22 protein-coding genes and 1 other annotated feature are annotated in these 18,454 nt (G+C 42.7%); of the genes, 2 read left to right on the forward strand and 20 right to left on the reverse strand.

Features of this window, described 5'->3' with window-relative positions; all coding sequences use genetic code 11:
- Positions 1 to 51: 51 nt before the first annotated feature.
- From nadA to nadB, 3 genes are read right to left on the reverse strand one after another with little or no spacing between them, the layout of a single operon-like run.
- Positions 52 to 1,161 carry a quinolinate synthase NadA gene (gene nadA, locus NSQ72_RS12205; protein ID WP_341084135.1) on the reverse strand — a complete coding sequence of 370 codons (1,110 nt, stop codon included), beginning with the start codon at positions 1,159 to 1,161 and terminating at the stop codon, positions 52 to 54.
- Positions 1,148 to 2,011 (reverse strand): carboxylating nicotinate-nucleotide diphosphorylase, encoded by an 864-nt coding sequence (gene nadC / locus NSQ72_RS12210; protein WP_341084136.1) that lies wholly within the window; start codon positions 2,009 to 2,011, stop codon positions 1,148 to 1,150. The genes nadA and nadC overlap by 14 nt, the downstream gene beginning before the upstream one ends.
- Positions 1,993 to 3,567 carry an L-aspartate oxidase gene (gene nadB / locus NSQ72_RS12215; protein ID WP_341084138.1) on the reverse strand — a complete coding sequence of 525 codons (1,575 nt, stop codon included), beginning with the start codon at positions 3,565 to 3,567 and terminating at the stop codon, positions 1,993 to 1,995. Before nadB ends, nadC begins: the two co-directional genes overlap by 19 nt.
- 94 nt (positions 3,568 to 3,661) lie before the next feature.
- Between nadB and NSQ72_RS12220 the strand changes: the two genes are divergently transcribed.
- Both NSQ72_RS12220 and NSQ72_RS12225 read left to right on the forward strand, forming a co-directional pair.
- Positions 3,662 to 4,804 carry an IscS subfamily cysteine desulfurase gene (locus NSQ72_RS12220; RefSeq protein WP_268464275.1) on the forward strand — a complete coding sequence of 381 codons (1,143 nt, stop codon included), beginning with the start codon at positions 3,662 to 3,664 and terminating at the stop codon, positions 4,802 to 4,804.
- Between the two features lie 3 nt (positions 4,805 to 4,807).
- Positions 4,808 to 5,350 (forward strand): transcription repressor NadR, encoded by a 543-nt coding sequence (locus NSQ72_RS12225; RefSeq protein ID WP_251219678.1) that lies wholly within the window; start codon positions 4,808 to 4,810, stop codon positions 5,348 to 5,350.
- 24 nt (positions 5,351 to 5,374) lie between these two features.
- Here the strand turns inward: NSQ72_RS12225 and pheA are convergent, their stop codons facing one another.
- The 17 genes from pheA to NSQ72_RS12310 all read right to left on the reverse strand — a co-directional run bounded on the left by pheA (position 5,375) and on the right by NSQ72_RS12310 (position 18,453).
- A complete protein-coding gene (pheA, locus tag NSQ72_RS12230; RefSeq protein WP_024423155.1) occupies positions 5,375 to 6,253 on the reverse strand; it encodes a prephenate dehydratase in 879 nt (292 codons plus the stop codon).
- Between the two features lie 18 nt (positions 6,254 to 6,271).
- Entirely contained in the window at positions 6,272 to 6,715 is a 444-nt protein-coding gene (locus NSQ72_RS12235) for an ACT domain-containing protein (RefSeq protein WP_008342790.1), read from the reverse strand.
- A gap of 55 nt (positions 6,716 to 6,770) precedes the next feature.
- A complete protein-coding gene (gene obgE / locus NSQ72_RS12240) occupies positions 6,771 to 8,057 on the reverse strand; it encodes a GTPase ObgE (RefSeq protein WP_039180364.1) in 1,287 nt (428 codons plus the stop codon).
- A 21-nt stretch (positions 8,058 to 8,078) separates the two neighbouring features.
- On the reverse strand, positions 8,079 to 8,672 hold the full coding sequence (locus NSQ72_RS12245) for a sporulation initiation phosphotransferase B (RefSeq protein WP_024423157.1): 594 nt from the start codon (positions 8,670 to 8,672) through the stop codon (positions 8,079 to 8,081).
- A 257-nt stretch (positions 8,673 to 8,929) separates the two neighbouring features.
- Positions 8,930 to 9,214: a 50S ribosomal protein L27 gene (gene rpmA / locus NSQ72_RS12250; protein WP_003216586.1), complete on the reverse strand. Its 285-nt coding sequence runs from the start codon at positions 9,212 to 9,214 to the stop codon at positions 8,930 to 8,932.
- Positions 9,215 to 9,219: 5 nt separating this feature from the next.
- Positions 9,220 to 9,564 (reverse strand): ribosomal-processing cysteine protease Prp, encoded by a 345-nt coding sequence (locus tag NSQ72_RS12255; protein WP_260774545.1) that lies wholly within the window; start codon positions 9,562 to 9,564, stop codon positions 9,220 to 9,222.
- Positions 9,565 to 9,578: 14 nt separating this feature from the next.
- Positions 9,579 to 9,887 (reverse strand): 50S ribosomal protein L21, encoded by a 309-nt coding sequence (rplU, locus tag NSQ72_RS12260; RefSeq protein WP_003216781.1) that lies wholly within the window; start codon positions 9,885 to 9,887, stop codon positions 9,579 to 9,581.
- 12 nt (positions 9,888 to 9,899) lie between these two features.
- Positions 9,900 to 9,972: a sequence feature (ribosomal protein L21 leader region), on the reverse strand.
- Positions 9,973 to 10,038: 66 nt separating this feature from the next.
- The gene (locus tag NSQ72_RS12265) at positions 10,039 to 10,908 is read right to left on the reverse strand and encodes a M50 family metallopeptidase (protein WP_047203338.1); all 870 of its coding nucleotides are present in this window, start codon (positions 10,906 to 10,908) and stop codon (positions 10,039 to 10,041) included.
- Positions 10,901 to 11,692 carry a M23 family metallopeptidase gene (locus NSQ72_RS12270; RefSeq protein ID WP_039180373.1) on the reverse strand — a complete coding sequence of 264 codons (792 nt, stop codon included), beginning with the start codon at positions 11,690 to 11,692 and terminating at the stop codon, positions 10,901 to 10,903. The genes NSQ72_RS12265 and NSQ72_RS12270 overlap by 8 nt, the downstream gene beginning before the upstream one ends.
- Before the next feature lie 180 nt (positions 11,693 to 11,872).
- Complete coding sequence (gene minD, locus NSQ72_RS12275) at positions 11,873 to 12,676, reverse strand: septum site-determining protein MinD (protein WP_017358134.1); 804 nt, start codon at positions 12,674 to 12,676, stop codon at positions 11,873 to 11,875.
- A 2-nt stretch (positions 12,677 to 12,678) separates the two neighbouring features.
- A complete protein-coding gene (minC, locus tag NSQ72_RS12280; RefSeq protein ID WP_039180377.1) occupies positions 12,679 to 13,362 on the reverse strand; it encodes a septum site-determining protein MinC in 684 nt (227 codons plus the stop codon).
- Between the two features lie 54 nt (positions 13,363 to 13,416).
- Positions 13,417 to 13,935, reverse strand: a complete 519-nt coding sequence (gene mreD, locus NSQ72_RS12285; RefSeq protein ID WP_341084145.1) for a rod shape-determining protein MreD — start codon at positions 13,933 to 13,935, stop codon at positions 13,417 to 13,419.
- Positions 13,932 to 14,831 carry a rod shape-determining protein MreC gene (gene mreC / locus NSQ72_RS12290; protein ID WP_039180383.1) on the reverse strand — a complete coding sequence of 300 codons (900 nt, stop codon included), beginning with the start codon at positions 14,829 to 14,831 and terminating at the stop codon, positions 13,932 to 13,934. Before mreC ends, mreD begins: the two co-directional genes overlap by 4 nt.
- A gap of 27 nt (positions 14,832 to 14,858) precedes the next feature.
- Complete coding sequence (locus NSQ72_RS12295) at positions 14,859 to 15,878, reverse strand: rod shape-determining protein (RefSeq protein WP_007501538.1); 1,020 nt, start codon at positions 15,876 to 15,878, stop codon at positions 14,859 to 14,861.
- An 89-nt stretch (positions 15,879 to 15,967) separates the two neighbouring features.
- Positions 15,968 to 16,642, reverse strand: coding sequence for a RadC family protein (gene radC / locus NSQ72_RS12300; protein ID WP_029706175.1), 675 nt, complete (start codon positions 16,640 to 16,642; stop codon positions 15,968 to 15,970).
- A 47-nt stretch (positions 16,643 to 16,689) separates the two neighbouring features.
- On the reverse strand, positions 16,690 to 17,259 hold the full coding sequence (locus tag NSQ72_RS12305) for a Maf family protein (RefSeq protein ID WP_039180386.1): 570 nt from the start codon (positions 17,257 to 17,259) through the stop codon (positions 16,690 to 16,692).
- Positions 17,260 to 17,436: 177 nt separating this feature from the next.
- Positions 17,437 to 18,453: an SPOR domain-containing protein gene (locus NSQ72_RS12310; protein ID WP_341084147.1), complete on the reverse strand. Its 1,017-nt coding sequence runs from the start codon at positions 18,451 to 18,453 to the stop codon at positions 17,437 to 17,439.
- Between the last annotated feature and the right edge of the window lies 1 nt (position 18,454).

Consider the following 18,454-nt stretch of genomic DNA (forward strand, 5'->3'; position numbering starts at 1 on the left):
TTACAAGCCGATATGATAAAAACTTGTTTTCTGATAGGAGGGGCTGAATCATTATTTAATGGCGAGCATTTTCTCGAGTGCAAGCAAAGCGTCTTTCGTGATGTCTTCATTGACCTGTATCAACCCGACCGGCTGACCCTTTTCAATGCTTTCAAGTGACCATAGCAAATGAGGCAGATCAATCCGGTTCATCGTCAAGCATGGACACATATCTGGGTTAAGGGATTCAATTTGTTTATCTGGGTGCTGCGCTATGATCCGTTTGACTAAATTCATCTCTGTTCCAATCGCCCACTTGCTGCCTCCTGGCGCCTGTTTGATCGTATCAATAATAAATTTCGTTGAACCTGCTAGGTCAGAAGCCCTTACGACCTCATGCGTGCATTCAGGATGGACAAGAATTTGAATGTCAAGGTCTTTTTTTCTCATTTCTTCTATATTCCGAACGGTAAATTTCTCATGTACGGAGCAATGGCCCTTCCATAAAATCATCTTGATTCGGGAAAGCGGCTGATCGGTGATGAGCTTTTCTTCTATCTGATCCCAGACAGCCATTTCTTCTAGCGGAATACCTAAATCAAAAGCCGTATTACGCCCTAGGTGCTGATCAGGGAGAAATAGAATCCGCTCTTTTTGCGTCATCGCCCACTCGAGTACTTTTTTAGCATTTGACGAAGTAACAGTCGCCCCGCCATGCTTGCCGACAAATGCTTTAATATCTGCTGTTGAATTGACATACGTAAGCGGAAGTATTGTATCTCCAAACAGATTAGTGAGCTGCTCCCATGCTCTGTCTGTTTGTTTCATGTTCGCCATATCTGCCATTGAACAGCCTGCCCTCATATCTGGCAATACGACGCTTTGATTCTTGTTTGACAGCATATCTGCCGTTTCTGCCATAAAGTGAACACCGCAGAACACAATGTATTCAGCCTCGTGATTGTCAGCAGCTATTTGTGCCAGCTGCAATGAATCTCCTGTTGCATCTGCAAATTCGATGACCTCATCCTTTTGATAATGATGACCCGGTATAAAAAGCTTTGATCCAAAAGCCCGCTTGATTTCTAACACTCGCTGCTTCATTTCATCATTAGAACGGTGTTTATATTCATCCGGCATCATGGCTGCATGTTGATTGGCTAATACATTAAGCATGGACATGAGTTGTTCCCCCTTTATGACTGAATTCCATATTCATACTAAAATCAAATGCTGGAGCAGAATGTGTGAGAAAACCAAGTGAAATCAAGTCGACTCCTGTCCCCCTGTAGCTTGGCAATGTCTCTAGCGTAATGCCCCCTGAAGCCTCTGTCAGAATGGAATCTGGCGTCATTTGTTTAAAACGTTTAACCTCGTCCGGAGAGCAGTTATCAAACATGATGACATCCGCTTTTGCATCAATGGCTTCCATTAGCTGCGTTTCTGATTCAATTTCCACTTCAATTTTCACCATATGACCGGCATAGGCTCTTGCTTTCTCTACTGCTTCACGAATAGAGCCGCATGCGGCAATATGATTATCTTTAATCATGACCCCATCTGATAAGCCAAAGCGATGATTCTTTCCACCGCCTGTCTTCACTGCGTATTTCTCTAACATACGCAAGCCGGGTGTCGTTTTTCTCGTATCACAAATCGTAATAGACGGGTCACCTAATCGCTGCACCGCCTCATGCGTTAAGGTGGCGATACCTGTCATTCGCTGCAATAGATTTAAAATGACCCGTTCTCCTTTTAATAAGTCGTTGACTGGGCCCTTTATTTTCGCCAGTACAGCGCCTGAATAAATCCAATCACCTTCCTGAAAAAACAGCTCAGTTTGAATCTGTTCATTCAACAGGCGGTACCCTATATCAATCAGTTGTGATCCTGCCAATACACCAGATTGTTTCGCAATGATAAGAGCTGTTCCTTTCTTGTCTCCAAAGATGGCATCAGCTGATACATCTCCAAAGCCAATATCCTCTGTGAAAAAATGAGTGAGCATTTGTTTTAACTGTAAACGTTCCATTTGGCACCGATCCTTTCATTTTTCATGATATGAATATGACCTTTTTCATGAACAATCTGCCTGCCCTGCCACAACGCATCGCTTCGCTCTGGATAATCCATTCGATAATGGCCGCCTCTGCTTTCTGTACGGAGTAATGCAGATTTAGCAAGGCAAACCGCTAATGCCCATTGATTGCTTAATTCGATCTGTTCATTTGTGATATTCTTCACATTAATTTGCTGAAAAGTGACATGCTGTAATGTATGAAGCAAAGTCTGCAAGCCCTTTTCATCTCTCACAATGGCTGCAAATGCAGTCATCCATTGTCTCAGCTGAGCTGTTGAAATCATCGGGACCAACCATATTTCTTGAATAGAAAAAGGTGGACTTGTTTCTTTCTGTTTAGGCAGCTGTTCAATTCTTTGTGCTGCTTTGTTGCCTAACACGAGACCTTCCAGAAGAGAATTACTCGCCAATCGATTCGCACCGTGTAAGCCAGTGCAGGCCGCTTCTCCAATGGCAAATAGCGCTGGTACAGTCGTTTCTCCATATTCATTGACGCTGATACCGCCCATTAAAAAGTGCATACCCGGGGATATTGGCAGCCTGCCGCTTGCCATATCGACACCTGCACGCTGGCACATCGCATCTATTGCTGGGAAACGAGCTGAAAAATGCGGAATATCATGGATGTTAAGATACAATTGATGGCCTAATTGCTGCTCATGAAAAATAGCTCTAGCGACCACATCTCTAGGTGCTAAATCAGCTTGTGGGTGAATACCTTTCATGATCCGCCTGCCTGTTTCATCTTCTAAATAAGCTCCCTCTCCCCTTACTGCCTCTGAAATGAGACCAACTGCTTTTCCATCGATTGTCAAAAGAGTTGGATGGAATTGAACAAATTCGAGATCCACTAATTGCGCACCTGCTCGATAGGCCATCATTAGTCCGTCTCCTGTGACAGAAGGATCATTTGTGTTTGTCTCATATAGGGAGCCGCAGCCGCCAGTTGATAAAACAACAGCATCTGCGGTCATCGTTTGTACGTGTCCTGTCTCGTCTTTCCATACAACACCCTTGCATGTCCCTTCATGAACCAATAGATCAATGACATGATGATATTCGTATAAATGAATATGTGAGCCGAGCTGACTTTTCAGATACTGTACAAGGGTTTTCCCTGTTTGATCTCCTCCTGCATGCAAGATGCGATGAGTGGTGTGTGCCCCCTCTTTGCCTAATTGCGGCTCTCCCGCTTCATCTTGATCAAATGGACAGCCATCTGCTACGAGCTGCTCCACAAGATGTTTTCCAAGTCTCACGATTTCTTGTACGGTTCTTTCATCATTGTGGTCACAGCCAGCATCTAGTGTATCTTGCACATGCTGCTCAGCTGAATCATGTGCTGAAAAGGCAGCAGCGATTCCACCTTGTGCCAGCATGGAATTACTAGATGAAAATTGTTTTTTTGTCATCATGATGACCTGGCAGTTTTTCGAGATGTTTGTTGCAAAGGAAAGCGCTGCAATGCCTGATCCCACCACAATAACTTTTTTGATTGATGACACCATTGCCCCTCCTGTCATTTACACCTGTCTTGACACATATCATTACACAACACTAAAATAAATACAAGAAAAAATTTTCACACGGGAGATGGATAGGTTGGTTTATTTAGATTACGCAGCTTCTACACCTGTTTCAGAAGAAGCACTGCATGTTTTTGAGCAGCTGAGTAAAAATTTCTACGGAAATGCAAGCAGTCTTCATGATGCTGGGGGAAAAGCAAATGACATATTGACTTACAGCAGACAATCACTCGCTGCCATGATCGAGGGTGAACCAGATGGGATCTACTTTACAAGCGGTGGAACTGAATCCAATCTCCTTGCGATTCAATCGATCATCAATGGACTACCAGCACATAAACAGCATGTCATCACAACATCAGTCGAGCACCCTTCTGTTCATCATGCAGTTAGCAGCTTAGAGCGTCTTGGCGTAAAAGTCACCATCATTGAACCGAATCAGGATGGAATCATAACAGAGGACATTCTCAAAAAAGCATTATTGCCTGAAACAGGACTCGTATCTATTCAGCATGCTAATTCAGAAACAGGGATTATCCAGCCGCTCGCTGAGTTAGCACCTCTTTTAAAAGAAAGGAACATTCTTTTTCATACAGATGCTGTGCAAACATTTGGAAAGGTACGTGTGTCCATCAAAGAACTTGGAGTCGATGCCGTGTCCATCTCAAGTCATAAAGTGTATGCTCCTAAAGGCGCTGGTGCCGTTTATATGGGCACTCATGTTCCTTGGAAACCTTTATATACAGGAGCAGTTCAGGAAAATGGCTTACGTCCAGGGACAGTGAATGTACCGTGTATCGGTGCTTTTGCTGCTGCAAGTGAACAAGCAATGCTTAGGCTGGATGAACAGCAAAAATTAGATGAACAGCTGCGTGATTATTTTCTTCAGCAGTTAAAAATCAGACAGCTGCCAGTTCGTACACTTCAGGACAATGACAATCGCCGTACGCTGCCTCATATTATTGGTTGTTTTTTTGAAGGGTTTGAAGGACAATATGTAATGTTAGCATGTAACCGGCATGGGATTTGTCTATCAACTGGAAGCGCATGTGCTTCTGGTTATCACCATCCTTCCCCTGCTGTGAAGGCATTGCGTGTATCAGATCGTGATGCCCTTCAATTTATTCGACTATCATTTGGATGGCAGTCATCAAAAGATGACATCGATCAGCTTTTGCATACATTTGACCATTTGCAAAAGGAGAAGAAGGGAGCTTAGGACGTGGAGCAAGAGAGGAAACTCATTGGCGAAGAAAGAAGAACCGCCATTTTAGAGTGGCTGAAAGAAACAGACACACCGCTTACTGGAAGCTTTTTAGCTAAAAAAGCGGCTGTCTCTCGACAAGTCATTGTACAAGATATTTCATTATTAAAAGCAAAAAATGAACCCATTATTGCCACAAGCCAAGGCTATGTGTATATGGTAGCGCAGCATGCGCCAGAAAGAGAAATTGAACAAATCATCGCCTGTAAGCATGATCCTGCTCGCACAGAAGAGGAACTGACCTTGATTGTAGACTTTGGAGTGACGGTGAAAGATGTGATCATTGAGCACCCTGTTTATGGTGAACTAACGGCCTCCATTCGCGTCAGCACACGGAAACAAGTCGCTGATTTTGTCCATCATATTTCTAACACCGGCGCGTCCTACTTGTCAGAACTAACAGACGGCGTACATTTGCATACTCTCACTTCTTACAGCCAAAAGCAGCTTGATCAAGCCATTCAAGCGCTGGATGATGCTGGGTTTTTAATAAAAGACTAAAAAAATAGTGTCCTGGTTGGGACACTATTTTTCATTCGTTAATTCATATGTTTGATAGCTGCCGAGCAGCTTGACCTCACAGCCAATCGCTTCTAATTCTTGAATCGCACCTGGGACTAGGACATCATCCATTTCTTTTTCGATATCAATAATAAATAAATAATGTCCAAGGCCTGTTTTTGTCGGACGAGATTCAATTTTTGACAAGTTAAGATTCCGCCAAGAAAAAGCAGACAGCACGCGGTGCAATGCACCTGATTGGTCATCCTTAGGCAGACTGACCACAATGGTCGTTTTTGGCTTTGATGAGAAACCAGAATTCATTGGGAACGATGCGTTAGGATCTTTATGTAAAATCACAAAGCGTGTATGGTTGTGCGGATAATCATGAATGTCTTTTTTCGCAATCGTCAAACCATACGTTTTTGCGGCAATTTCATTGGCAATAGCCCCGACAGCTTCATCTGGATGCTCACTGATGTATTTTGCTGCATAGCCTGTTGATTCCACTGGCCGGTGAGGAATATGAGGGTACTGTTTTTTCAGAAATTGATGACACTGGGCAATCGCATGAGGATGTGATTGAATGACATCTAACGTCTCCCAGCTCTCCGCTCTTGACGGATGGACAAGCAAATGCTGCCGTATCGGTGCTGTCATCTCCCCCACAATGGACAACGCTTCTTCATGAATTAAATAATCAATCGTTAAGTTCACAGATCCTTCGAGTGCATTTTCAAGTGGAACGACCGCCAAATCGACTTCGCCCTTTGACACAGCATCCATACATTGCGGAATCGTTGCATAGGCACGCTGCACTGCATCTTTTGGAAAACAAGAGCATACGGCCAAATGAGTAAATGTTGCCTCTGGTCCAAAATAACCTACAGTTAATTGCTTCATCTGCTATGATCTCTCCTTTTACGCCCCAGAACCTAGAATTTCAACTTTTTCGACAAATTCAAGCTTTCTTAATTGATTCATGACGGTATTAATATCATCTGCCATACCTGCCGTACTAATCGATAGGGTGACATTCGCTCTTCCTTGCAGCGGAATCGTTTGGTGAATGGATAACACATTACAGCCAGAGTCAGCCACAATTTGAAGCAGCCTTGACAGAGCCCCAGACCGGTCTTCAAGGTGGAAAAACAATGTGATGATCTGCTCTTTTACCATTGTATAAAATGGAAAAACAGCATCTCGGTATTTATAAAAAGCACTGCGGCTTAAATCCGCTTTTTGAACAGCATCGGCAACTGAATCCGCTTTTTTGCGATCGAGAAGCTTTTTGACTTCAAGCGTTTTTCGCATCGCATCTGGAAGTACATCCTCTCTTACTAAATAGAACGTTTCTTCTTTCACCTGTTTTCTCCCCTTTTAAAAACGGGAGAGCCCATGGTCTGGACCCTCCTGTTGATCAATCAATAAATTCGAATTCAAATTCAAGCAGACGAATGATGTCGCCATCTTTTGCACCGCGCTCACGCAAGGCATCATCGACACCCATACCGCGCAGCTGTCTAGAGAATCGTTTAACGGATTCATCTCTTGAGAAGTCTGTCATCTTAAAGAGACGCTCAAGTGCTTTACCCGTTAAGACAAATGTGCCATCAGGATCTCTAGAGATCTCAAATGGTGCATCGCCCTCATCAAATCTGTACATCACGCGGTTATCCGACAGCTCCTCTTCATTATAGAGCGGGAATTCCGGTGTTGTTTCAAGCTGATTGGCGATTTCAAATAAGAGCTCACGAAGCCCTTCTCTTGTGATCGCACTAATCGGGAACACTTTATAGTCATCCGTTAATTTTTCTTTAAATGCCGCTAGATTGTCAGCTGCATCTGGCATGTCCATTTTGTTCGCAACAATGATTTGCGGACGCTCAGTCAATCTCATATTGTACTGCTCAAGCTCTTCATTAATCGTCACGTAGTCTTCGTATGGGTCACGCCCTTCAAGTCCAGACATATCAATGACATGGACAATGACACGTGTACGCTCAATATGACGTAAAAATTGATGACCTAAGCCAACGCCTTCGTGCGCTCCTTCGATCAGTCCTGGCAGATCCGCCATAACAAAGCTTCGGTTATCGTCTGTTTCAACAACCCCGAGGTTCGGTACAAGCGTTGTAAAATGATAATCCGCAATTTTTGGTTTCGCAGAAGAAACAATCGAGAGCAGCGTTGATTTCCCGACACTTGGGAAACCAACAAGTCCGACATCTGCAAGTACTTTTAATTCTAAGATGACGTCACGTTCTTTACCTGGCTCACCGTTTTCAGACAGCTGTGGTGCAGGGTTTGCTGGTGTTGCGAAGCGTGAATTTCCACGTCCGCCACGTCCGCCTTTGGCAATCACAGCCCGCTGCCCATGCTCTGTCAAGTCAGCTAGTACTTGTTCCGTCTCTGCATCTGTCACAACCGTACCAGGCGGAACTTTGACAATCATTTCTTCCGCATTTCGGCCATGCTGGTTTTTACTCATTCCATGCTCGCCGCGGTCAGCCTTGAAATGACGCTTATAACGAAAGTCCATTAACGTTCTAAGTCCTTCGTCTACTTCAAATACAACATCTGCACCATTTCCGCCGTCGCCGCCTGCTGGGCCGCCCTTTGGTACATATTTTTCACGACGGAACGCCACCATACCGTTTCCGCCGTCACCGCCTTTAACATACACTTTAACCTGATCTACAAACATAACTTCCTCCGTTTCTCTGCATCACATATCTCGTTCTTGCCTCAAACAAAGCTCAATCATGGACTCATGAGGCGTCACATGAAATTGCGTTATACTCATACATGGATAGTTTGCGTCATGAAACGCATTTAACGCATCCAAACTTGTTAATTTTCCTTTGAAATCAAAATATAAGATCACATCATTTTCTTCATGATCTGTTTGGAACGTGACCGTTAAATGATTTTCAGTTTTTTGGCAAACTGATTGATCGAATATCGAAAACAACTCCTGTGATACCGTTAGCAGCTGCGATTCATATGCTGATAAGTCTCGGGTTTCACCAAGCACTTCATATTCTAAGGTGATAAAATGCGACTCCCAATTAAATGTTAGAAAGTAATAGGCCAATTGGGGAATTTTTAAATTTGAGAGTTTGGATTCATGCTGTGCTTCAATGACCATTTCTTCTATAATTTCAAACACGCGGTCATATTTTTCTAATGTCAAGTTGCCTTTGATCAGCTGTAATTTATTCATCCAGTCGTGTCTTGAACGACTGAGCAGATAGATCAATTCATTTGTTAATGCAACGTGAGTTAATTTTTCATTTTCTTTACTTGGTATCTCTTCCATTATCGCACTCCCAATCGTTTGGTCTCTCTTTTAGGAGTCTTATCATCAATATGTCTCCCTGAATTATAACAGAGAAGACAGCATAGAAAAACACTAGTTATGTGAGGAAAGGTTGTTTTTTCTGATCGTATAGGAGAAAATGAGGCAAAGTCAGCAAACGTTCTTTGATATTTATGGAGTGCATCTTCTTTTATCATCTTCGGTACTGCTTGTAAAAAGTGAAAAAAACTCCAGTCAATGACCGGAGTTTTTAGCAATTATTGTGCCGCAGGATATACGCTCACTTTTTTACGGTCACGACCGAAACGTTCGAATTTAACCGTTCCGTCGATTTTAGCGAAAAGAGTGTCGTCGCCTCCGCGTCCAACGTTTTCACCTGGATAGATTTTCGTTCCACGTTGACGATAAAGGATAGAACCACCAGTTACGAATTGACCATCAGCACGTTTAGCGCCTAAACGTTTAGACTCAGAGTCACGTCCGTTCTTTGTAGAACCTACCCCTTTTTTAGATGCGAAAAATTGAAGATCTAATCTAAGCATGAAGTTCACCTCCTATTTTTTGTTGATATTCTCACATAATCGTGATAATCTCGTTCAATTGTCTCTAAGGAAACGACCATGCCTTCTAAAAGCAGCTGGGCTTTTTCAAAGGATACTGGATCTGTATCAGCCGGCAGTTCAAAAGAGAAGTAGCCGCCTTCTTCACCAATATCAAGCAGTGGGTCCAATCCTGTCAGTGCAATAATTGAATTGACTGAGCCGAAAACAACAGCAGATACACCTGCACAAACGAGATCCTGACCTTTTTCAGCAAACTCGGCATGTCCAGTCATCTGAAAAGACGTAATGCTTTCATCTGCTGATGACCGAGTAATGGTTGCTTTGATCATATCACTCACACGCCTTAAGCGTTGATTTTTTCGATAACAACTTTAGTGTAAGGTTGACGATGACCTTGTTTCTTGTGGTTGTTTTTCTTCGGTTTGTACTTGAACACAGTAATTTTCTTACCGCGACCTTGTTTTTCAACTTTAGCCGTTACTGTTGCTCCAGCAACTGAAGGGTTACCCACTTTGACAGTGTCTCCGCCGACAAACAATACGTTTTCGAAAGTTACTGTTTCACCTGCTTCAGCAGCTAGTTTTTCAACATAAACAGTTTGACCTTCTTCAACTTTTACTTGTTTACCACCAGTTTCGATAATTGCGTACATCTCTGCACCTCCTAATAAACTCAGACTCGCCGAATACAGGGGGCCATAGGCTCTTTACACCTGCTCCGCGCGGTTGTAGCACGGGTGCTACATATCCATAACATTAAAAAATATATCAAACTAGACGCAGAATGTCAATGTATTTTCACCATTAGTACGGTAAAAGAAGCTCTTCCATTGAGGAGGTCGTTCTGCGATCTGAAAAATACGCATGGAGCAGTTCATTTTCATCAAGCTGACTCATCTTCACGCCATCTCTTTCAATAATAATCGGATGCTTGCAGCCCCTTTGAAATCGTGCCATCACTTCGTAAACTTTTTCCTCTGCACTTGCTCTCAGCGGAATCAGTTTTTCTACCTTTTGCTCTTTTTTACCGTAATACCGTTCTAGTAAAAAACGAACCCTGACGTAATGCCTCTGCCTGTGCTCCATCACGAGTGAATAAGCTAAAAAAGTGAGCAGCACCCAGCCATTGAATTGCAGCGGTGCAAACAAAAGTAATCCTGCTGTCAATAGACCGAAAAAGACAAGTGAGCCTTTTATGGCTAGAGCATGTGCACGTTGGAAAGGGTAAAAAATAGATAAGAGCAAAAAGAATAATTTTCCGCCATCAAGCGGCCAAATGGGCAAAAGATTGACAAGAAAAATCGCCATATTATAAAAGGTAAACATCGTAAAGACGTCATGCGAGATAAGAGAAGCCTCCATGAACAGCCACGCCATGAGCTGGAGCGGTACATGCTGAAGCGGCCCGCACAAAATGACCGCCAGCTCCTCTTTTAGCGGACGGTTTCCATGTTCCTCTACTTCAACCGTTCCGCCAAATGGCAGTAAAAAAATCCGCCGAATGCGCCAATGATAATAGCATGCAGCCGCTGCATGTCCAAGTTCATGGACACAGACGATCACAAGCAGGCAAAGCAGCGGCTTAATTTGACCTGACAGAATCGCAAACGCCATCACAATCCACAGCAGCGGATGGATGTGAATTTTCGTCAGCATGAGCAGCCATCTATTCAAAGGTCATCACCTGAATAGGATCGATAAATTGTTCATTTTGTTTAATGGCAAAGTAATACGTGCCCTTCCCTTGATCATCAAGCGAAATCTGGCCAATTTTTTCACCTTTATCAACAAAATCGTATAAGGCCACATCGGCTTTCTTTAATTGACCGTACCAGCTATAGCTGTTATCTGCATGCTGCACCACCACGGTAAGCCCTGTGTCGCTTTTCTTTTTCACCTCGACCACATAGCCTTCCTTCATACTATCAATGGCTTCAGCGGATGTTTCAACTTTGACCCCTGCTCCATTTTGCGTAAAGGATTCCTGCACTTTACCAGAGGCAGGCACAGCTAGTTCTTGATTCGCTTGTACGTCCTTTTGGCCCTCTTTTTTCTCTGTCAAAAATGCCAGCGGATGTCCGACTGTTTTTTCTATCCAGCGGTTGGCAGCAGCAAATTGAAAATCTTGCTCAAAGGTCTGAGTAATCACCGGCTTCAGCTGCTGAAACGGACCTGCCTGACCTTTAAACGAAATGGCTGCAATCAACACAAGGGACGCTGATAATAAGCATTTAAGCACAAAAGTATTCGGGTTAAATAAGGGATGACGATATTTCTTTGGCTGATGAGACGCCGGTTCATAGGAGGTCGAGCCAGAATGCTTTTCTTCCTCTGTCAGCATAACCCATGGCGGGATATCTTCTTTTTTCTTGAAAGCCGTCTTCTTAGGAGGAGCAGCTGGCTGCATCGTTTTGCGGCGCTGCGCGATTTTCTTTCGGTACTCGTCCACTCTTTTCATGAGATCACCCTTTACATACAAACAGTTTGTACATTTTATGTGACAACCTCATCTGATATGCAACAAAAAGACCGATTCTAAATCGAATCGGTCTCAGCGTGTAGACAAACTCTTGCATTCGTTGTCAGGTCTGCGCTCCAGTGCTCGTCCTTACTAGACTGTAAAGGTTTTCTATCACGATTATGCTCTTACACCAAAAAATGCTTTCAGCTTTGCAAACATTCCCTTGTTTTCTTCTTCAAAGGATTGAAGCGGAACAGATTCGCCTAGTACGCGGCGGGCAATATTGCGATAGGCAATCGATACTTTGTTTTTAGCATCCATAACAATCGGTTCACCATTGTTTGAAGCCTTAATCACATCATCATCATCTGCTACGATACCAAGTAGATCAATCGACAAGTGATGTACCACTTCATCTACATCCATTGAATCGCCATTTTTCGCCATGTGTGTACGAATACGGTTGACAATCAAACGAGGCGGTTCGATATCTTCTTGTTCTAACAAACCGATGATTCGGTCCGCATCTCTCACAGCTGAGATTTCAGGTGTCGTCACGACAATGGCCTTGTCTGCACCTGATACAGCATTTTTAAAGCCTTGCTCAATTCCAGCAGGGCAGTCAATGACAACATAATCAAAGTCTTGTTTCAATGATTGAATTAATTCTTTGATCTGTTCCGGCTCCACAGCCGTTTTATCACTTGTTTGAGCAGCAGGTAAAAGATACAAAAGGTCCTCGAAACGCTTATCTTTTACAAGCGCTTGGTGAATTTTGCATCTTCCTTCTACTACATCAACTAGATCATAAATAATGCGGTTTTCAAGCCCCATCACGACATCCAGATTCCGAAGGCCGATGTCCGTATCAACTAGACACACTTTTTTTCCTTGAATTGCTAGTGCTGTGCCTAAGTTTGCAGATGTTGTTGTTTTGCCAACGCCGCCTTTTCCTGAGGTAATCACAATAGCCTCGCCCAATTTCACATTCCTCCCTCAAGCCTTGTCAGATTAGGTCTTATATGAGCCAATTGCTGCAGGCGTTCAATGATCATATTGCCATCTATATCTAAATAAGCACATTCCATTTCATTTCCATCTTCTTTTTGGTCTGGTGCACGGTTAAAAACTTGTGCGATGCGAAGCTGTGTTGGAATCATATGAGATGCCGCAATAACAGCCTGTTTGTTGCCATTACATCCAGCATGCGCCACACCTTTTAATGCGCCAAGCACAAAAATATTTCCTCCTGCGCGAATCGTTCCGCCAGGATTGACATCTCCTATTAATAAAAGATCTCCTTCGACATACAGCACCTGTCCAGAGCGTACAATTTTTGCTACAGAAGTAATTTCAGCCTCTGCTTTTAATCGTCTCGCCTCTTCAGTTGACATGACGTCACTTTCAATGGAGTGGATCACGAGATGTTCATTTTCAGACACCGCTTCAGTCAAACGCGTCTCCTGATCCTCCGTTAAATAACGAAAACCAAGCTTAATATGCACATTGACCTTATGTCCTTCTCTTCCATCTGTATATTGCTCAAGTAAAAGAACCTCTCGCAAGCCAGAAAGAAGATCATCAAACGAACAGTCATCATTTAACTGTAATGTTAATCCGTTTTTTGTACCTTTTATCGTCACATATTGCTGTTTTTGAGTTTTCAAGATGCTCACCTCAACAACATACTCATTTCGCCTTAATTGGACAAACTCCTGCTTTTATTCGTCGATCAGTCCTTGTTTCACATTGATGAAAAAGAGCCTAAGCGGCACAACAAGTATGAGAGACGCAGCAGTATTTAAAAGAATCGTAGGAATAAAGCGTTCGATGACATACGTATTAAACGGCATAATCCCTGGTTGAATTGTCGCTTGAACGCCGTATACATAAAACTCCATGACGGAAACAGCAATAATCGACAGAAAGACGACGACTAACATATTCGTTTGCAGAACTTTAAAGGCTTTTGCTAGCAAATAGCAAAGCGCCCCAAAGCCAAACATATGAACACCAAGTATGCCTGTATATGAAATATCATATAAAAGTCCAAAGATAAATCCGTAAATCACACCATATTTTTGATTCACAAAAGCAGTCATAAATACAAGTGCAAGTAAAATGAAATGAGGAGCTAAAATTTGATTCTCTGAAACAAATGGGAGCTTCGCTAAATCGACAAAAATGCTGTCAAATACGAAGATAAACAACATGACGAAAGCAAGAAGGACACGTTTCACGAGCCTTCCTCCTTCGTCAATTCAGATGCATCTGCTGTACTTGTGCTGCGATTCACCACAATCACACGGTCTAAATTGTTGAGTTCAGCCGCTGGTTCTACGTAAATGATCTTTGTCAGGCCGTAATGGTCTGGCTCGATTTCACTCACCTTACCAATCGTCAAGCCTTGCGGGAATACGCCCCCTGCTCCAGATGTTTCAACAAGATCTCCTTTTTTGACATCCCCATCTGCATCGGATTTTAGAATATTCATAGTCAGCATTTTTTTCTTGCTGTCATAACCGTTAATGATTCCATTGAGTTCTTCTTTGCCCTTTTTCGCAAAAATTTTCGTTGAAATTCTATTATTTTGGTCAGTAGAGCTTAGCAACCTTACAGTTGAAGTAAAATTGTTGAGCTTATCACTTTCAATCTTCCCAATTAATGCGCCACTCTCATTTGTGACCGCCATATCTTTGTCAACGCCTTGTTTTTTCCCTTTATCAATCATCACAAAGCTATCCCAAAGAGATGGGTTTCTTGCGATAACAGTTGATAGAATTGGCGTGTAGTCACGAACAGAGTTCACATAGCCAAGCTGTTTGCGTAGCTTTTTGTTCTCATCTTCTAGTTCTTGAAGTTTCGCCTCATATTGGGTTTGTCCATCAAGTTTTTTTCGAAGACGCTCGTTTTCATCATATGTGTTCTTTAAATCTTGTACGTTCCCATAAATACCGGCAATAAATTGTGATGGTTTATGAAAGACACCTTGAAAAAAGCCTGTCGTATCCCCCACTAATTTTTCCGGCCATGAAGCACCTCTGCCGCTTTTCACTGAAAAACCAATCATAGCCACCAGTACGATGACACAGACAAGGAGCAACATTAATCTTTTATTCATAAAAAACTGCGGCATGTCTTACACCTCTTTAATTACGCCCGATTATCGATTATCTTTTGATTTTCCTTTGAACAAATGAATATGTTCTAGTGCTTTCCCTGTTCCGATCGCCACACAGTCAAGCGGATCTTCAGCAATAATGACTGGCATTTTCGTTTCATCGCTAATGACTTTGTCAAGATTACGCAGTAATGCACCGCCTCCTGTTAAAACAATTCCGCGGTCCATAATATCTGCTGCCAGCTCAGGCGGGGTTTTTTCAAGCGTCATTTTTACTGCATCGACAATTGTTTCCACCGTATCGCGAAGCGCTTTTGCAATCTCTTCTGCCGTAATAGAGATTGTTTTTGGCAGGCCTGTTAAAAGGTCACGTCCACGAATGTCCATCTCATCATGTACATCAGGCTGCGCAGAACCGATTTCCATTTTAATCGCTTCTGACGTACGATCACCAATCATCAGGTTATACGTTTTACGGATGTAGCTGCTGATCGCATCATCCATTTCATCACCTGCAACACGGATTGATTGTGATGTCACAATGCCGCCAAGAGAAATAATCGCTACTTCTGTTGTACCGCCGCCAATATCCACAACCATACTTCCTGTTGGCTCCCATACAGGCAGGTTAGCACCGATTGCCGCAGCAAATGGTTCTTCAATCGGATATGCGTCACGTGCACCAGCTTGTCTCGTTGCATCAATAACTGCACGCTCTTCTACAGCTGTAATGCCAGATGGCACACATACCATGACGTAAGGTTTACGAGCAAAAAGCCCTTTGCCTTTTAATGCTTGATTAATGTAATATTTCATCATTGTTGCTGTCGTCTCGTAATCTGCAATGACTCCGTCTTTCATTGGGCGTAGTGCCACAACATTACCAGGTGTACGGCCAATCATATTTCTAGCATCATTTCCGACCGCCACTATAGACTTCGTATCAGTTTCCAAAGCTACGACCGAAGGTTCTCTCACAACTATGCCTTTTCCTTTAATAAAAACAAGCGTATTCGCTGTTCCAAGATCTATTCCAAGGTCTTTTGTACCAATTCCAAACATATGTATGTATCTTCCTTTCTTAAACCAAAATTCCCTTAGGGAAAAACTCATAAACTCTATTATATCGTAAAACATTGAAAAAAAAAGTGTTACAAATACCCTTTTTCCTTCAAACTCACAAATTTTTGATCACCTATGACAAGATGATCAAGCAGCTGTATTCCAATCAGCTTTCCACATTCAAATAGTCTCTGTGTGACTTCAATATCTTCCCTGCTGGGCGTCGGATCTCCAGATGGATGGTTGTGCACACAAATAAATGAAGCAGCGGACCGTTTAAAGGCCTCTTTGAAAATTTCACGCGGGTGAACGATGGATGAGTTCAGACTTCCAATAAACACGGTATGTTTATGAAGAACTTGATTTTTTGTGTTGAGATAAAGACAAACGAAATTTTCCTGTTGTAAAAACCTCATATCTTCCATCACAAAGTTTGCCCCATCCTCTGGTGTGCGGATCACATAGCGGTTGTCCGTCGTTTGATGGTGTAATCTAGTGCCGAGTTCTAAAGCAGCTAAAAGAGAGACCGCCTTCGCCTTTCCAACTCCTCGAATCTTCGACATTTCTTCAATTGAGGCTTCTCTTATAGTGCGAAGACCGCCAAATGTTTGCAGAAGTCTTGCGGAAATTTGAAGAACTGATTCCTTTTTTGTGCCTGTCCTTAAAAGAATCGCTACAAGTTCATGGTTTGACAGACTGCCGGGACCATATTTGATCAATCGTTCTCTCGGCTTTTCATCTTGAGGAAAATGCTTTAGCAACATAGGGAAATCGTTCATGATGCCCACTCCTTTTAGATTCCTTCCTGTCATCAAAAAGGGGTGATTCCAAATGTTTCGAGCACTCTAACTGTTTTGGCAATAGGGAGACCTACAACGGAAAAATAATCACCATCTATTTTTTGAACAAACAGTGCGCCTTTTCCTTGAATGCCATAGCTTCCCGCTTTATCAAGCGGTTCTCCCGTTTCGATATAGCGGTCTATTTCATTTTGCGTAAGTGCCCAAAACGTCACTTCTGTCTGTTCATAAAATGTTTCTTTTCTATTCTCTGACTGAATCGTGACACCCGTCAAGACTTGATGTGTCTTTCCTGACAATAATTGAAGCATTGAGGCCGCTTCTTCCTTGTCTTTTGGTTTCCCAAGACATTTGCCGTCAATTGCAACAATCGTATCTGCACCAATAATCACAGCTTCGGGATATAATCTTTGAATATCACTTGCTTTTTGTTCTGCCAACCATTGGACGTTCTCTGCAGGAGAAAAGTTTCGATTTATTTCTTCTTTTAATTGACTTGCTTGAATGTCATAAGAAAACCCTGCTAGATCAAGCAATTCTTTTCTTCTAGGGGATTGAGATGCGAGAATCAATCGGTTCATGTTTGTTCATCCTTTCAGGGTTTAGCCTAAGAAGTAAGATACCCATTCATCCTATCAAATGTACATCTTACCGACAATTTACGAAAATTCATTTTTCATGTTCCTTCATCATTATGTTGGATGCAAAAGAAAAAAACTAGTCATTTTTTGACTAGTTTGGTTTCTTAAAATATGATTTTACGTATTTAATTGATCAAGCAGTGCCTGCTGAGATTTCCACCCGTTTTCAGCAGTAGGTTCATTTAACAGCTGCACCGCTTTCAGCAAACTGCTTTTAGCTGGTGCGTCCGTTGTTTTGGCACTTTCAAGCTCAGAGATCAGCTGCGTAACGTCCTTTTGATCCACATCATCTCCTGCAATGACCCTAGAGGATAATACAGATGCCTTTTCTATTAAACTAGTCAGCTCATCCGGTACTTGAAATGAGAGCTCCTTGCCTCCCCATGCCTCAAAGTGCTGATCAATCAGCTTCTTCCCAACAGCACTTGTCATGCCCTGTTCTGTCGCAAGCCCAGCAATGACATAATAGCCATCATCCATTGAGATTTTTTTCCCCGCATACCCTGCTTCTTTTAAACTGCCAACTAATTCATCTGCTCCTTTTTCAGAGGAAAACTTTCCAGCCTGTACGACATAGGTTGAAAAATGGCCAGAGGCGCTTTTTTCATCTTTATTCTCTTTTGATTCATCAGCAGTATCTGCTGGCGGAGCATCACCGCCCGCTTTCATTGATGATTGATTTCCGGACGCTGAAACGCTGATATCTCCCCCTGATGGATTCTGAGTACCATCTTGACTTAAGCTAAGTGCAAACACACCAAGGCCTGTCCCAAGAACCACTGCAAACACAATCGTTGTCATCACTCTCTTAAACGGGCCGCGGTTTTTACCGAACTTCTGATCAAAGGAGCCTTTTTTCTTTTGATAAGGTGTGACGACCTTTGGATCAGAATGATAAATATGATCAGCTGCGTCATCCCACTGGAAGTCTTCTTCTTTCGGTTTAGCCGGTTCTTCCTCAGATGCAGCTGTCTCCTGTTCTGACTGCCTTTTTTCCTCCCAATTCGAAAACGTCACTTGATCATCCTCTTGCTGTTTTGGCGGCTGGTGGTCATCTTCATGAAGCATTTCTTCTTTGCCATTAATATTGACTTTTAACCCTTGTTTTTTTGCCTGCCTTTTTTTCACTGTCATT

It is taken from the genome of Bacillus sp. FSL R5-0659 (genome assembly GCF_038008785.1).
In the GTDB taxonomy this organism is placed as follows: Bacteria; Bacillota; Bacilli; order Bacillales; family Bacillaceae; genus Bacillus; species Bacillus safensis.

Bases quoted from the DNA above. Each gene is read 5' to 3' on its own strand.
- pheA (WP_024423155.1), bottom strand. From the start codon at position 6,253: ATGAAGCAATTAACTGTAGGTTATTTTGGACCAGAGGCAACATTTACT.
- NSQ72_RS12270 (WP_039180373.1), bottom strand. From the start codon at position 11,692: ATGAAAAGAGTGGACGAGTACCGAAAGAAAATCGCGCAGCGCCGCAAA.
- radC (WP_029706175.1), bottom strand. From the start codon at position 16,642: ATGTTGCTAAAGCATTTTCCTCAAGATGAAAAGCCGAGAGAACGATTG.
- NSQ72_RS12255 (WP_260774545.1), bottom strand. From the start codon at position 9,564: ATGATCAAAGCAACCATTACTCGGTCATCAGCAGATGAAAGCATTACG.
- obgE (WP_039180364.1), bottom strand. From the start codon at position 8,057: ATGTTTGTAGATCAGGTTAAAGTGTATGTTAAAGGCGGTGACGGCGGA.
- rplU (WP_003216781.1), bottom strand. From the start codon at position 9,887: ATGTACGCAATTATCGAAACTGGTGGTAAACAAGTAAAAGTTGAAGAA.
- NSQ72_RS12295 (WP_007501538.1), bottom strand. From the start codon at position 15,878: ATGTTTGGAATTGGTACAAAAGACCTTGGAATAGATCTTGGAACAGCG.
- nadA (WP_341084135.1), bottom strand. From the start codon at position 1,161: ATGTCCATGCTTAATGTATTAGCCAATCAACATGCAGCCATGATGCCG.
- NSQ72_RS12305 (WP_039180386.1), bottom strand. From the start codon at position 17,259: ATGAACCGATTGATTCTCGCATCTCAATCCCCTAGAAGAAAAGAATTG.
- rpmA (WP_003216586.1), bottom strand. From the start codon at position 9,214: ATGCTTAGATTAGATCTTCAATTTTTCGCATCTAAAAAAGGGGTAGGT.
- NSQ72_RS12245 (WP_024423157.1), bottom strand. From the start codon at position 8,672: ATGGAAGAGATACCAAGTAAAGAAAATGAAAAATTAACTCACGTTGCA.
- nadB (WP_341084138.1), bottom strand. From the start codon at position 3,567: ATGGTGTCATCAATCAAAAAAGTTATTGTGGTGGGATCAGGCATTGCA.
- mreC (WP_039180383.1), bottom strand. From the start codon at position 14,831: ATGCCGCAGTTTTTTATGAATAAAAGATTAATGTTGCTCCTTGTCTGT.
- NSQ72_RS12310 (WP_341084147.1), bottom strand. From the start codon at position 18,453: ATGACAGTGAAAAAAAGGCAGGCAAAAAAACAAGGGTTAAAAGTCAAT.
- nadC (WP_341084136.1), bottom strand. From the start codon at position 2,011: ATGGAACGTTTACAGTTAAAACAAATGCTCACTCATTTTTTCACAGAG.